Genomic DNA, 12,501 nt, shown 5'->3' on the forward strand with positions numbered 1-12,501 from the left:
GCCTCAGCCGCGAGCCGGCAGCGGGATGAACTCGGTTTCGCCCGGCACCGGAGCAAAGCGTCCTTGCTGCCAGTCGTCCCTGGCCTGACGGATGCGTTCCAGCCGGGTAGAGACGAAATTCCAGTCCAGAATGCGGTGGGCGTCCGGCGTGGGACCGGCCAGCAAGGCGAGGCGGCTGGGTTCGCGGGCGGTCAGGCGCAGCGGTGTGGCCGTGTCCGGCAGCAGGCCCAGTTCGCCACTGGCCAGGTTTTCATCGCCCAGGCTGATGCTGCCGCTGGCCAGGTAAATACCACGCTCGGCAAAGCCCGGCGGAATGTCCAGTGTTGCTCCGGCATCCATGTCCACCACGGCATACAGTGCGTCACCGGGAAAGGCTACCGGTGCGCTGCGGCCCCAGGCATGGCCCACTACCAGTTGTATGCGGCTGCCATCCTGCTGCCATGAGGGCAGGGCGTCGCGGTCGTAGTGGATGAAGGCCGGTTCGCATTCTTCCAGTGCCACCGGCAAGGCCAGCCACAGTTGCAGGCCTTCCACCGGGGTGCCGCTGTTGCGGATGTCCTCCGGAATGCGTTCCGAATGCACGATGCCGCGCCCGGCAATCATCAGGTTGGCCGCGCCCGGCTCAATGCGCTGCACGCTGCCCAGGCTGTCGCGGTGCATCAGCGCGCCGCTGAACAGATAGGTGAGGGTGGCCAGACCGATGTGCGGGTGCGGCCGCACATCGTTGTCGCGTTGATCCAGATTGAAATGGGCCGGGCCCATGTGGTCCAGAAAAATGAAGGGACCGATATGACGGGCAGTGCGGCTGGGTAGCAGGCGGCGCACCGGAAAGCCGATATCGCTGACCTTGGCGCTGATGCGTTCGCTCCATGTATGCATGGTGTGGGCTCCTGCTGACAGGGCCGCCGCCGTGAGGGCGACAGCCGCTGTCTGCGTGTTGGTTCAGAAACGACCGTTGCGGAAGTCGTCAGCCGCCGCTTCCAGTTCGGCGCGGGTGTTCATCACGAACGGTCCCCACTGGGCAATCGGCTCGTTCAGGGGTTTGCCGGCCACCAGCAGGAAGCGCGCTGGTGCGTCACTGGTCACGCGGATGCCACCGGCAGCCGCATCATTGGCCAGAATGGCCATCTGGCGCTGCTTGACCGCCTGACCGTGACTGCCAGCCTCCAGCTCGCCCTGATAAACATAGATGAATGCATTATGGCTTGCCGGAATGGAGAGGAATTCTTCCTGTCCGGCGGCCAGATGCACGTCCAGATACAGCGGCTCGGTATCCAGACGCTGGATGGCAGCGGGCTGGTTGGCCACGCAACCGGCAATCAGGCGCAGGCGGCTGCCGTGCCCGGTTTGCAGTTCCGGAATTTCCGCCGAAGGAATATCCCGATACCACGGGTCCATCATCTTGTTCTTGGCCGGCAGGTTCACCCACAGCTGGAAGCCATGCATCAGGCCGTCTTCCTGCTCTGGCAGCTCGGAGTGAATCAGGCCGCGCCCGGCGGTCATCCACTGTACACCGCCCGGCCCTAGCAGGCCTTCCTGCCCGGTGCTGTCGCGGTGGCGCATGCGGCCATCGAGCATGTAGGTGACGGTTTCGAAGCCACGGTGCGGGTGGTCCGGGAAGCCGGCAATGTAGTCATCCGGATTGTCCGAACGGAATTCGTCCAGCATCAGGAAGGGGTCCAGCCGGCGTTGCAGGTCGTGGGTCAGTACCCGCAACAGGCGGACACCGGCACCATCGGAAACCTCCATGCCATTGATCAGGCGTTCCACTTCGCGGCTGATGTTGTGCGTGCTCATCTTGTATCTCCTTGTCGGGGCCGGCGCTGCTGGGCCTGGCCGTTGATCATGGACTGCATTATTGCAGTGGAAATTTGAATAAAAAAGCGCAAAAATCAGTAGTAATCAATCTGAAAATCAAATAAATGAAGCAAGTCAGAACTACCTGGGAGCAGTGGCAGGTCTTGCAATGCATTGTCAGTGAAGGCGGTTTCGCCCAGGCAGCCAGGGCCATGCACCGCAGCCAGTCATCGGTCAGTTATATGGTGGCGCAATTGCAGGAGCAGCTGGGCATGCCCTTGCTGCAGGCACAAGGGCGGCGCATGGTGCTGACAGCGGCAGGCGAGGTGTTGCTGCGCGATGCACAGAACGTGCTGGCGGCATCACTGCGGCTGGAAGAGAAGGCGCGTTCCTTGCTGCAAGGCTGGGAGGCCGAAGTGCGGCTGGCGGTGGACAGCCTGTTTCCCACCCCGGCGCTGTTGCCGGCGCTGGGGCAGTTTGCCAGTCATTGCCCCAGTACCCGCCTGCAAATGCACGAGGTGGTGATGTCCGGTGCGGATGATGCGCTGCATGGCCAGCAGGTGGAGCTGGCGGTGGCGGGGCGGGTACCGCAGGGTTTTCTGGGTGACTGGTTGCTGGAGGCGGAGTTTGTCGCCTGTGCCGCGCCGGACCACCCCTTGCACCGGTTGGGGCGGGCGCTGGAAATGGAAGACTTGCAGCAGCATGTGCAAGTGGTATTGCGCGATTCCGGCCAGCGCCAGCCACGCGATGAAGGCTGGCTGGGTGCCTGGCAGCGCTGGACGGTGTCGCAACCGGAAACGGCCATTGCCGCGGTGGAGCAGGGCTTTGCCTTTGGCTGGCTGGCCTGGCACCGCATTGCCCCTGCGGTGGCGGCGGGCAGATTGCGGCCATTGCCGCTGGCGCATGGCGGTTTGCGCAAAGCGGCCTTGTATCTGGTGCTGGCCGACCCCTCGCAGGCGGGCCCGGCCACCTTGCAGCTGGCCGACTGCCTGCGGGCCGAGGCTGAGCGCTGGCGCGATGCGTATCAGCCGTATCAGCCAGGCTGAAAGCAAAACGACCAGCGCAAGGCTGGTCGTTTTATGGCGCTAACGCAGGCGGGGTTAATGGCCTTGCTGGCCTTGCAGATAGTGCTCCAGCGCATGACCGGCCGACAGGATGTGAAAGCGGATGAATTCCGCAGCTTCTTCGGCGGCACCTTGCTTGCACAATTCCAGCAGGCGGGTGTGTTCTTCGTGCGCGCGTTCCATGGTGCGGGTGAACAGGATCTGCATCCGGGTGTAGCGGTCGGTCTTGTTGTGCAGCTGTTCAATCAGCGCCAGGGTATTGGGGCGCTTGGCGGCGCGATACAGTGCCAGGTGGAAGCGCGAGTTGAGTTCGCCCCAGTGGCGGACGTCATTCTTTTGCAGCGCCAGCTCGAATTCGTGCAGGGTTTGCTCTGCCAGCACGATGTCGGCCGGGGTCTGACAGGGAATGGAGGCCTTCAGCACCGCACTTTCCAGCATGGCGCGGATTTCCAGCAGTTCCAGCACGTCTTCCAGCGACAGCTTGGACACCACTGCGCCCTTGTGGTCGATGATCTGGATCAGTCCTTCGGCTTCCAGCTGACGCAGGGCTTCACGTACCGGCACCCGGCTGACGCCGTATTCGTTGGATAGGGCTTCCTGGCGCAATTGCTGGCCATCAACAAACTCACCCGAGAGTAGGCGCTGGCGAAGCGATTCGGTTACGGCACTGGTCAGCGTCTGGCGCTTGATCGGCTGCAGGGTAGTCATGGTTTTTTAGGATCTGTCAGTCAATCGGATAAATGCAAATGGATTCGATTATACGGTGCTTCCATTGTCAGACAAGAGGGGATCGCGATGCTTTTTGTCGCAAATGTGAAAGATTTTGCCATTGGAAAAGAAAAACCCGGCCGGAGCCGGGTTTTTCTTGCAAGACTGGGGTGGATGATGGGGCTCGAACCCACGACAACAGGAATCACAATCCTGGACTCTACCAACTGAGCTACATCCACCGCCGAAGCGGGTTGACTTGCCAGCCGCGGGCTGACCGTCTGAAAGAGGGTGGGGTGGATGATGGGGCTCGAACCCACGACAACAGGAATCACAATCCTGGACTCTACCAACTGAGCTACATCCACCACAGGGTACTGCATTCTACTACAACTGCCAGTGACTACAAAAACTGGGGTACTGGCGCGCCCGACAGGAATCGAACCTGTAACCCCCGGCTTAGAAGGCCGGTGCTCTATCCAGTTGAGCTACGGGCACTCACTTATCGGGCTTTTTCTGGTCGGGGCGGCGGGATTCGAACTCGCGACCCCCTGATCCCAAATCAGGTGCGCTACCAGGCTGCGCTACGCCCCGACGACAGAGACCGCAACTATACGGATAGGCCCTTTTGCTGTCAACACCGTCTTGCAATCTTTTTTTGTCCGCCACCTGCTTGCCCGCTGCGGCAGGATGGCCAGCGTGCAGGAGAGTCTCGACTAACTTCATGATAAATAGATGCTTATTGTGTGAATTTTGCTTTACGTGAAATTATTCCTAATGTATTTTTGTAGTTTCGTAAAAAGCCAAAAAATGAGAAAATTGCCGCCTCTTTTCAAGTTCCATACGGAATCAGGCATGGCGGCGCAACTCATTGATGGTAAGGCAGTAGCAGAACAACTCATCGCCAAGGTAGGCGAAGGCGTGAAACAGCGTGTGGCGGCAGGCAAGCGTGCCCCCGCACTGGCAGTGATCCTGGTTGGCAACGACCCGGCATCCAGTGTCTATGTAGGCAGCAAGAAGCGTTCTTGCGAAAAAGCAGGCATCCGTTCGGTTGCCTACGATCTGCCGGCTGAAACCAGCCAACAGGAATTGCTGGACATCATTGACACCCTGAATGCCGATGCCACCGTGGATGGCATCCTGGTTCAGCTGCCGCTGCCCAAGCAGATCGATCCGCAAGCCGTGATCGAGCGCATCGATCCGAAGAAGGATGTCGACGGTTTCCATCCCTATAATATGGGCCGTCTGGCCATCAAGATGCCGCTGCTGCGTCCGTGCACGCCGCGTGGTGTGATGACCCTGCTGGAAGAATACGGCATCGACCCCAAGGGCAAAAAAGCCGTGATCGTGGGTGCATCCAATATCGTTGGTCGTCCGCAGGCGCTGGAAATGCTGCTGGCACGTGCCACGGTGACGGTATGTCACAGCGCCACTGCCGACCTGGCACATGAAGTGGCCCAGGCTGACATCGTGGTGGCGGCGGTGGGCATTCCCGGCTTCATCAAGGGTGAGTGGATCAAGCCCGGTGCCGTGGTGATTGATGTGGGCATCAACCGCCTGGATACCGGCAAGCTGGCTGGCGATGTGGAATTTGCCACCGCTGCCGAGCGCGCCAGTTTCATCACCCCGGTGCCGGGTGGTGTCGGTCCGATGACCGTGGCAACGCTGTTGCAGAATACGCTGGATTCGGCCAATCTGAACGCCTGATCCCGTCACCGGCAACTAGCGCCACAGGCTGCAGGGAGTAGTCATCCCTGTGGCGTGTGGCGTTTGTCTTTTGCCGGATGGTGACGGCGACGCGGAATTGGCAAGTGACAGCCGCAAGGCTGCCGTTGATCATGTAATGACAAAGAGACTGTAATAATGAGCAATACCCGTCAATCGGCCACGCTGCTGATCAGTGCGCCGGACAAGAAGGGCCTGGTAGCGGCCCTGGCCAATTTTCTGATGACTTACAACGCCAACATCATGCATGCCGACCAGCATCAGGATACCAGCGAGAACCTGTTCCTGATGCGTATCCAGTGGGAGCTGGACGGCTTTACCCTGCCGATGGATGCGTTTGCCGCTGCGTTCCAGCCGATTGCCGCTGAGCACAACATGACCTGGAAGGTTTCCCTGTCCAGCCGCAAGCCGCGCATGGCCATTTTCGTATCCAAGTACGAACACTGCCTGGTGGATTTGCTGCACCGCTGGCGCATTGGCGAACTGAACTGCGACATTCCGCTGGTGATTTCCAATCACGAAGATTGCCGCCGTCTGGTTGAGTTCAACGGCATTCCCTTCCATGTGATCCCGGTGACGCGCGAGAACAAGGCCGAGGCCGAGGCCGAACAGTTCCGCCTGCTGGAAGAGGCTGGTGCCGATTTCATCGTACTGGCGCGTTACATGCAGGTACTGTCCGGTGAGTTCGTCAAACGCTATCCGGACCGCGTCATCAACATCCACCACAGCTTCCTGCCGGCATTCGATGGTGCCAAGCCGTATCACCGCGCCTTTGCCCGCGGTGTGAAGCTGATTGGCGCTACCAGCCATTATGTGACGGAAGACCTGGACGAAGGTCCGATCATCGAGCAGGAAGTCACCCGCATTTCGCACCGTGACGATGTGGAAGACCTGATCCAGAAGGGCCGCGACCTGGAAAAAGTGGTGCTGTCCCGTGCCGTGCGCTGGCATGTGGATGACCGCATCCTGTCTTACAGCAACAAGACCGTTGTTTTTGACTGAGCCGGCATCATGCACCGTCTGATTGATGATTTGCTGGGGCTGCTGCGTTTTCGCGTTGGTCCGCTGGAGCAATACCAGTATCCGCGCTGGATGCCGGCCCTGTTGCTGACGGTCCTCGGACTGGTGGCCAGCGGCGGCACCGGTGAGCTGGGCAATAACGTGCTCGGCCGCATGCTGTTCATGCTGATGTTTACCTGGCTGGAAACCTTGCTGTTCACCCAGTTCATCACGGTGTGGTTGCGGCTGGCCAAATGGCGGCCGGATGGGTCGCTGTTCGGCCTGATCGTATTGTGCAACAGCCTGCAGTTTGTCGAGCCGCTGACCAGCTGGTTGCCGGACGACGCGGCTCTCGGTGCCGATCTGGCGCTGTCCCTGCTGACCATCGCCCTGATGGTGAACAGCATGGCGGTGGTGTCCGGGGTTGCCCGGGTACGCGTGCTGTTTGGGGTGATGCTGTTTGCTCCGGTGGCCATGCTGACGCTGGCAATCAGCCTGCAAATGGCCAGCAGCATGGGCTGGGTCACCATTCCGCAGGACATGCTCAGTGCGGTGGGTGAGGTGTCCACTCCTGCAGACACTGCGCCGGCAGGTGGCAAGGGCAGTAGCGACCTGTAGGGTGCATCTGACCATTTGCCAACGACAAGGGCTGCCCAGGGGCAGCTCAGGCTGCTGACAAAGTAATTTGCTGAGATTTCAGCGGACCCGGCAAAGCCGGGCCTTTCGACTAACTCTTGGATTCCGCAGCCTTCCCATCTATTCCCTATCCCCCCGCCCTTACCTTGTAAGGGAGCCTCGCTTTCTGAAAGGAAAGCGAGAGGGGGGGCCAACAACAAGGGCTGCCCACGGGCAGCCCTTGTTGCCTTATTTCAGGGTTCTTCGCTCGCCGGTGCGGCCAGCAGTTGTTCCAGCGCAGTGTTGATGGCCTGGCGTTGCATGGGGCTGTGCAGCTGGCCGTGATACTGGCCGTCGACAAACAGCAGCAGGGTGGGCAGGTGGAAAATGTCGAAGGCGTGCGCCAAAGCCATGCTCTCTTGCACATCGACATAGGCCAGCTGTTGCAGGCAGTCAGGTTGCCAGCTTTCCAGCAGCTGGTGCCAGGCGCGGCATGCAGAGCAGCCGGGTTGGCCAAACAGCACCAGCGTATTGCCGGGCAGGCTTGCCAGCGTGTGATGAAAACCGAATTCGTCCAGCTGTCGCCAGCGGGCGCTGTCCATGCCGGACATGGTGGTTCAGTCTACCTTGGCGATATAGCGTGCCAGGCCCAGAATGGCGCGCAAGGCTTGGCCCTTGGCGGTTTCTTCATTACGCAGCCTGGCATAGCGGCGCAGGATGGCGCGGCTTTCCACGAACAGGTCCAGCTCGGTATCCGGCGAAGAAACCAGCGCAATCCGTTCGATTTCACCTTGCGGGCGTGCCTGACCCTGCGCAATGCACAGGTAAACCTTGTGGGCATTGTGCGGTGTGATGTGGTCGAACAGGTAAAGCATGGAGTTGATGCGCAGCCCGGTCTCCTCGCGGATTTCCCGGATCAGTGCCTGGGAGCGTAACTCGCCCCGGTTGGCCTTGCCCCCCGGCAGGTTGTAGCGGCTGCCACGCGCAGCGGTAACCAGAACGCCGTCGGGCAATTCGATGATGGCGGTGGCACGTCTTGCCAGATCAGCCGGCAGGCGTTGATCGGGCTTTTTGTCGTCCTGATTTCTCATGCGTCTCGATATAACAGATACGGGCCGCAAATGGCGGCCCAGTTCTGTCGACTATTCTAATGGAAGCCCTTGGCCGGGACAAACAGTCAATGCGTCTTAATGCCTGTCCAAGCCGGTTTGACAGCATGAACTGCCATGTATTCCAGAAGCTTCCGCAGGACTCAAAGCCAGTGCAGTGCCAGTCCACCCAGGCCCAGCAGCAGGCAATACCAGCCAAATGGCCGTAGCGATTCGATTTCGCTTTTCTTGAAATAGCGCATGAGAAACCAGGTGCTGGCATAGGCACAGGCCCCGGCCAGCAGCCCGCAGCTCAGTAACAAGCCCCAGGGCTGGGCATGACCGCTGTGCGCCAGCTTGGGGACTTCCAGCACCCCGGCGGCCAGGATGATGGGGGTAGCCAGCAGGAAGGAAAAGCGCGCCGCCGCGGCGTGGTTCAAGCCATGTGCCAGGCCGCTGAGCAAGGTGACGCCGGAGCGGGAAATGCCGGGCAACAGGGCCAGTGCCTGCCCGCTGCCAATCTTGATGGCACCCATCAGACTCAGTTCATCCAGTGTCCTGGCGTTGGCTGCCTGTTGTTTGCGGTCACCCCACAGCAGGAGCAGGCCGTTGATGCTGAGAAAAACCAGCACCGCCGTGGCACTGCTGAACAGCACGCGCAATTGCTTTTCCAGCAGTAGTCCCAGCAGGCCGGCCGGAATGGTGCCGGCGACCAGTCGCCACATCAGCCTGGCTTCGGCATTGCTGTTGCCGCCACGCGCCCGGATGAAGCCGGTGATGAGTGCGCGCCAGTCACGGTGGAAATACAGCAGCAGGGCAAGGGCGGTGCCCAGGTGCAGCATCACCATGAAGGGCAGGAAGTCAGGATGACTGCGATTGAGAGACCAGTGCAGCCAGTCCGGAATCAGGATGCCGTGTCCCAGGCTGCTGATCGGAAACAGTTCACTGACCCCCTGGATGACTGCAAACAGCAGTGCTTCAACAGGATTCATGGTTTAGCGATGGTGAGGTAAAAAAGATGGCCAGTTTTACCAGATGAAAATGTCAGTTTGATGACGTGTCATTGAGCGCACTGCCCCAGCATTGCGTGATCCAGTCCGGCAAGTGAGGGCCGGTCAGCAGTGGGGTGTCGTAGTCGGGCGAGAGCCGTGAGGCCAGTGCATACAGTTTGCGACTGGTGGCGGCCTGCCAGTTGCCGGCAAAGCCGGGCAGCCCGGCTTCGCGCCGGATGAAGTCGAAACGGACCTGGGAGTGAACAAACTCCTGATGTTGTAGCCGGCCTTCGGCATAAGGGCGCAGCCAGTCCAGCGCCAATTGCAGGCTGCCTCCGGAGGCAGCCTTGTCGTGCAGCCAGTCCTGCTGCCACTGCCGTGCGGCAATGGCGGCGCGTACCAGCGGTTCCAGATCGTAGGTGACATAGTGCAGGGCATCGCGCTCGCGGTAATCCAGCGTTTCACCCTGGGCATTGATATTGCGCTCCAGATGCTGGCGGAACAGTTCGGTGGCGGCTTTTTGCAAGCCGGCATCCTGCAGGGCCAGGGCCGACAGGGCGATCAGCTTGATGCGGTGGCTGTTCCAGTTGTTCCTGAAGGTAGCCCCCAGTGGCTGTCTGGCGGTACGGATCCGCGTCACATAGCCCTCGGCCAGCTGCCGCAACAGCTGCCGTGTCTGCGTGGCAGTGGCGACGGGTAGCTGATTGGCCGTGATGGCATAGGCGTCAATCAGTGCTTCGAGGTCGGTTTCGTCGATGGGGTTGAAGGAGGGCTGATATACCCGTGTCCAGGCATCCAGCTGGCGTGCCACGGCATCCAGATAGCGTTGCTCGCCGCTGCCTTGCCAGGCCAGCGCCAGGTCGCGCATGCGGAACCAGTCCTGCTTGGCCTTGATGCTCTGATCGAAAATGCCCTGATGCGGCAGGGTGCCTTCGGTATGAATTTGCGGCAAGGGAGCGGGCGTTTGCCTGAGCGCGGCTTCCGCCCTTTGCAGCAAGGAGGGTGCAGCCTTGCCGGCCATGCACCAGGCAGTCGACGGGCTGGCAGAGGCCATGCCTGTCCCGGCAAGCCAGCACAGCAGCATGCTCAGGGAGATGGGCAGTGAACGCCAGTAAGTCAGCATGTCTGGAGTCTGGCAGCAGCTGGCGGTGGCCAGCCTGCATGCACGCAGGGCCGTCAAGGGTGGAGATTTGCTGAGTCTAGCAAATATTTACACTTGCTGCGGCACTGAGCGTTCAGTGTTCCGGGTCGAGGGCGTCCTGCTCCAGATCGGCTTCCATCTGGGCGCGGATGGCGGCAAAAAACTGGTGGATTTCCTGCACGGCAGGGGAGATGGCGGCCAGCCATTGTTCGCGCTGGCTGCTGTCGCTGTTGTCGATGTAAGGACGCATTTCCGGGTCCGGGTGGCGTTCGAAGGCCAGCGCCATGATGGCTTCCAGCGCAGCAGCATGTTCGGCATCGTCAAACAGCAGGTTCCAGTCGTCCTGCTGCAGCTGCATGCCTTCGACAAAGCCCTCGGCCCAGTCATTGCCGTGCACCACGCCCTGTTCGTCCGCATCCAGCCAGGGCTGGAATTCCGCGCCCTGTTGCAGGGTGTGGGCGATGTCCAGCCAGTGGCCCATCAGCAGGGCGACAAATTTTTCCAGATCCTTTTCGCTGCGGAATGCCTGCTCGTCATCAAAGGCATCACCCAGAATCAGCGGCAGACATTCGGTGGGCTTGATGGCTTCCGGGCCGCACAGCAAGGCGGTGAAGAAACCGTCCAGCTTTTCCAGGTTCATGCACTGCAGGCGTGCAAAGCGTTGCAGGGTGGTGGACAGGCGCTGGTAGTCGGCCTCGGTCAGCGGAGCGTGTTTCATCGGCGGGTCTTTCGGTATCAATGCGCCATTATCGCTGATCGCAGGCCGGACTGCCCACCTCCCTGTCGCGCTTATTCCTTCCAGCGCATGGGTGGCAGGGCGGCAAAGGCTTCGCGCAAGGCCTGGCCCCAGCCGGTGTGCAGCTGCTGGAAGTAGGGGTCGTGCTCGGTAATGCGCTGGTGGATGCCGGGGCCGAAGTCGTCCTTGTCATATACCAGCATGTCGATGGGCAGGCCAACCGACAGATTGCTCTTCATTGTCGAGTCAAAGCTGATCAGTGCGCATTTGGCGGCGTCTTCCACCGGGGTGTGGTAGTTCACCACCCGGTCGATGATGGGCTTGCCGTACTTGGCTTCGCCAATCTGGAAGTAGGGCGTGTCCTGCGTGGCCTCGATGAAATTGCCCTGCGGGTAGATGTTGAACAGGCGCGGTGCCTCCCCGCGGATTTGCCCGCCCAGGAGGAAGGAACAGCCGACTTCAATCTTGGACTGGCTGAGGGTGGGGCCATCGCGCTCGACAATTTCACGCAGGGTATCGCCTACCAGACAGGCGGCATCGTACATGGACGGAACATTCAGGATGTTGCGCTCGCTGCTGCTGGCACTGGCGCGCTGGCGCAACAGGCTGACCACACTTTGGGTGGTGGCCAGATTGCCGGCGGACAGCATCACCAGCAGGCGCTCGTCCGGTTGCTGGAAAAATTGCATCTTGCGAAAGGTGGACACGTGGTCCACCCCGGCATTGGTGCGGGAGTCCGAGGCAAACAGCATGCCGGACGCAAGATTCATGGCGACGCAGTAAGTCATGATGCAGCTACTTGTGTGGTGGAGTTGAATCAATCTAGCTGCTGTGTCACTGGCCGTCCAGCCAGACGCGCGCCTGGGCGGTCATGCTTTCGGTGCCACCGCCAAAGCGCACGCCGCGTACCGGGCAGGCATCCAGATAATCCATGCCGATGGCCAGCTTCAGGTGATGCTCGTTGGCTGCCACGGCATTGGCCACATCAAAGCTGTGCCAGGCCCCGTCCACCCAGGCTTCGGCCCAGGCATGGCTGGAGACATGGTCTGCCGCATGCGCGGGCGAGTAGACATAACCGCTGACATAGCGCGCCGGAATGCCCAGCTGGCGGGCGCAGCTCAGAAACACATGGGTATGGTCCTGGCATACGCCGGCACCTTTGGCGAAGGCCGCCGCCGCCGGGGTGTGGCTTTGGGTTTCGCCGGGCAAGAAGGGCATGTGCTCGCGAATGCCTTCCACCAGCGATTGCAGCTGGGCGAGGCTGGGCGTTGGCTGGCGGTAAGCGGCGGCAAAGCGGCACAGGGCTTCGTCCGGTGTGGTCAGTTCGGTCTGGCGCAGGAAGAACAGCGGCGGCAGGTCGTCGCTCAAGGGCGCGGTGTCGTCGGTTTCCACTGTGCCGCTCACCTTGATGCGGATTTCCTGGTGCGGGTAGTCCAGGGTGAGGACGTGCAGGATATTGCCGTAGCTGTCGGTGCTGCGGTGCGCGGCCACCGGCAGCTCCAGCTGCCAGTCCAGAATCTGCAGGCCATTGCCGCCTTGCGGTGTCAGGCGCAGGTATTGGGTGCTGTGACGTACCGGGCTGTCGTAGCGATACAGTGTTTCATGGCTGATGGCGAGTCTCATGGCTATCCCTTTC

14 protein-coding genes and 4 tRNA genes are annotated in these 12,501 nt (G+C 60.8%); 4 read left to right on the forward strand and 14 right to left on the reverse strand.

Going from position 1 to position 12,501, the window contains the following annotated elements; translation table 11 throughout:
* Positions 1–3 precede the first annotated feature (3 nt).
* Positions 4–879 carry a pirin family protein gene (locus ACE3SE_RS17145; protein WP_374557096.1) on the reverse strand — a complete coding sequence of 292 codons (876 nt, stop codon included), beginning with the start codon at positions 877–879 and terminating at the stop codon, positions 4–6.
* A gap of 63 nt (positions 880–942) precedes the next feature.
* Entirely contained in the window at positions 943–1,797 is an 855-nt protein-coding gene (locus ACE3SE_RS17150) for a pirin family protein (protein ID WP_131358997.1), read from the reverse strand.
* A gap of 125 nt (positions 1,798–1,922) precedes the next feature.
* On the opposite strand from ACE3SE_RS17150, the gene ACE3SE_RS17155 reads away from it, so the two are divergent.
* Entirely contained in the window at positions 1,923–2,843 is a 921-nt protein-coding gene (locus ACE3SE_RS17155) for a LysR family transcriptional regulator (protein ID WP_374557098.1), read from the forward strand.
* Positions 2,844–2,897: 54 nt separating this feature from the next.
* Here ACE3SE_RS17155 and ACE3SE_RS17160 read toward each other — a convergent pair whose 3' ends face one another.
* The 5 genes from ACE3SE_RS17160 to ACE3SE_RS17180 all read right to left on the reverse strand — a co-directional run bounded on the left by ACE3SE_RS17160 (position 2,898) and on the right by ACE3SE_RS17180 (position 4,163).
* On the reverse strand, positions 2,898–3,569 hold the full coding sequence (locus ACE3SE_RS17160) for a GntR family transcriptional regulator (RefSeq protein WP_062789410.1): 672 nt from the start codon (positions 3,567–3,569) through the stop codon (positions 2,898–2,900).
* Between the two features lie 166 nt (positions 3,570–3,735).
* Positions 3,736–3,811: transfer RNA gene (locus ACE3SE_RS17165), tRNA-His, on the reverse strand.
* Positions 3,812–3,861: 50 nt separating this feature from the next.
* Positions 3,862–3,937, reverse strand: a tRNA-His gene (locus tag ACE3SE_RS17170).
* 53 nt (positions 3,938–3,990) lie between these two features.
* Positions 3,991–4,067: transfer RNA gene (locus ACE3SE_RS17175), tRNA-Arg, on the reverse strand.
* A 19-nt stretch (positions 4,068–4,086) separates the two neighbouring features.
* A tRNA-Pro gene (locus tag ACE3SE_RS17180) sits at positions 4,087–4,163 on the reverse strand.
* Positions 4,164–4,424: 261 nt separating this feature from the next.
* Between ACE3SE_RS17180 and folD the strand changes: the two genes are divergently transcribed.
* From folD to ACE3SE_RS17195, 3 genes are all read left to right on the forward strand, one after another.
* Positions 4,425–5,276: a bifunctional methylenetetrahydrofolate dehydrogenase/methenyltetrahydrofolate cyclohydrolase FolD gene (gene folD, locus ACE3SE_RS17185; RefSeq protein WP_045846097.1), complete on the forward strand. Its 852-nt coding sequence runs from the start codon at positions 4,425–4,427 to the stop codon at positions 5,274–5,276.
* A gap of 156 nt (positions 5,277–5,432) precedes the next feature.
* Positions 5,433–6,296: a formyltetrahydrofolate deformylase gene (gene purU / locus ACE3SE_RS17190; protein WP_062789409.1), complete on the forward strand. Its 864-nt coding sequence runs from the start codon at positions 5,433–5,435 to the stop codon at positions 6,294–6,296.
* A gap of 9 nt (positions 6,297–6,305) precedes the next feature.
* A complete protein-coding gene (locus tag ACE3SE_RS17195) occupies positions 6,306–6,911 on the forward strand; it encodes a hypothetical protein (protein ID WP_374557102.1) in 606 nt (201 codons plus the stop codon).
* A gap of 251 nt (positions 6,912–7,162) precedes the next feature.
* Here ACE3SE_RS17195 and ACE3SE_RS17200 read toward each other — a convergent pair whose 3' ends face one another.
* The 7 genes from ACE3SE_RS17200 to ACE3SE_RS17230 form a co-directional block, all read right to left on the reverse strand.
* A complete protein-coding gene (locus ACE3SE_RS17200) occupies positions 7,163–7,519 on the reverse strand; it encodes a thioredoxin family protein (protein ID WP_374557104.1) in 357 nt (118 codons plus the stop codon).
* A 6-nt stretch (positions 7,520–7,525) separates the two neighbouring features.
* Positions 7,526–7,999: an NUDIX hydrolase gene (locus tag ACE3SE_RS17205; RefSeq protein WP_131359005.1), complete on the reverse strand. Its 474-nt coding sequence runs from the start codon at positions 7,997–7,999 to the stop codon at positions 7,526–7,528.
* A 161-nt stretch (positions 8,000–8,160) separates the two neighbouring features.
* Positions 8,161–8,988, reverse strand: a complete 828-nt coding sequence (locus tag ACE3SE_RS17210; protein ID WP_045846094.1) for an undecaprenyl-diphosphate phosphatase — start codon at positions 8,986–8,988, stop codon at positions 8,161–8,163.
* 52 nt (positions 8,989–9,040) lie between these two features.
* Positions 9,041–10,111: an alginate lyase family protein gene (locus ACE3SE_RS17215; protein ID WP_374557107.1), complete on the reverse strand. Its 1,071-nt coding sequence runs from the start codon at positions 10,109–10,111 to the stop codon at positions 9,041–9,043.
* Between the two features lie 112 nt (positions 10,112–10,223).
* Complete coding sequence (locus ACE3SE_RS17220) at positions 10,224–10,847, reverse strand: YecA/YgfB family protein (RefSeq protein WP_045846093.1); 624 nt, start codon at positions 10,845–10,847, stop codon at positions 10,224–10,226.
* 71 nt (positions 10,848–10,918) lie between these two features.
* On the reverse strand, positions 10,919–11,635 hold the full coding sequence (locus ACE3SE_RS17225; protein WP_374557111.1) for a peptidase: 717 nt from the start codon (positions 11,633–11,635) through the stop codon (positions 10,919–10,921).
* 64 nt (positions 11,636–11,699) lie between these two features.
* Positions 11,700–12,488: a transglutaminase family protein gene (locus tag ACE3SE_RS17230; protein WP_131359014.1), complete on the reverse strand. Its 789-nt coding sequence runs from the start codon at positions 12,486–12,488 to the stop codon at positions 11,700–11,702.
* Positions 12,489–12,501: the final 13 nt, after the last annotated feature.

Source organism: Aquitalea pelogenes (genome assembly GCF_041914625.1).
In the GTDB taxonomy this organism is placed as follows: domain Bacteria; phylum Pseudomonadota; class Gammaproteobacteria; order Burkholderiales; family Chromobacteriaceae; genus Aquitalea; species Aquitalea pelogenes.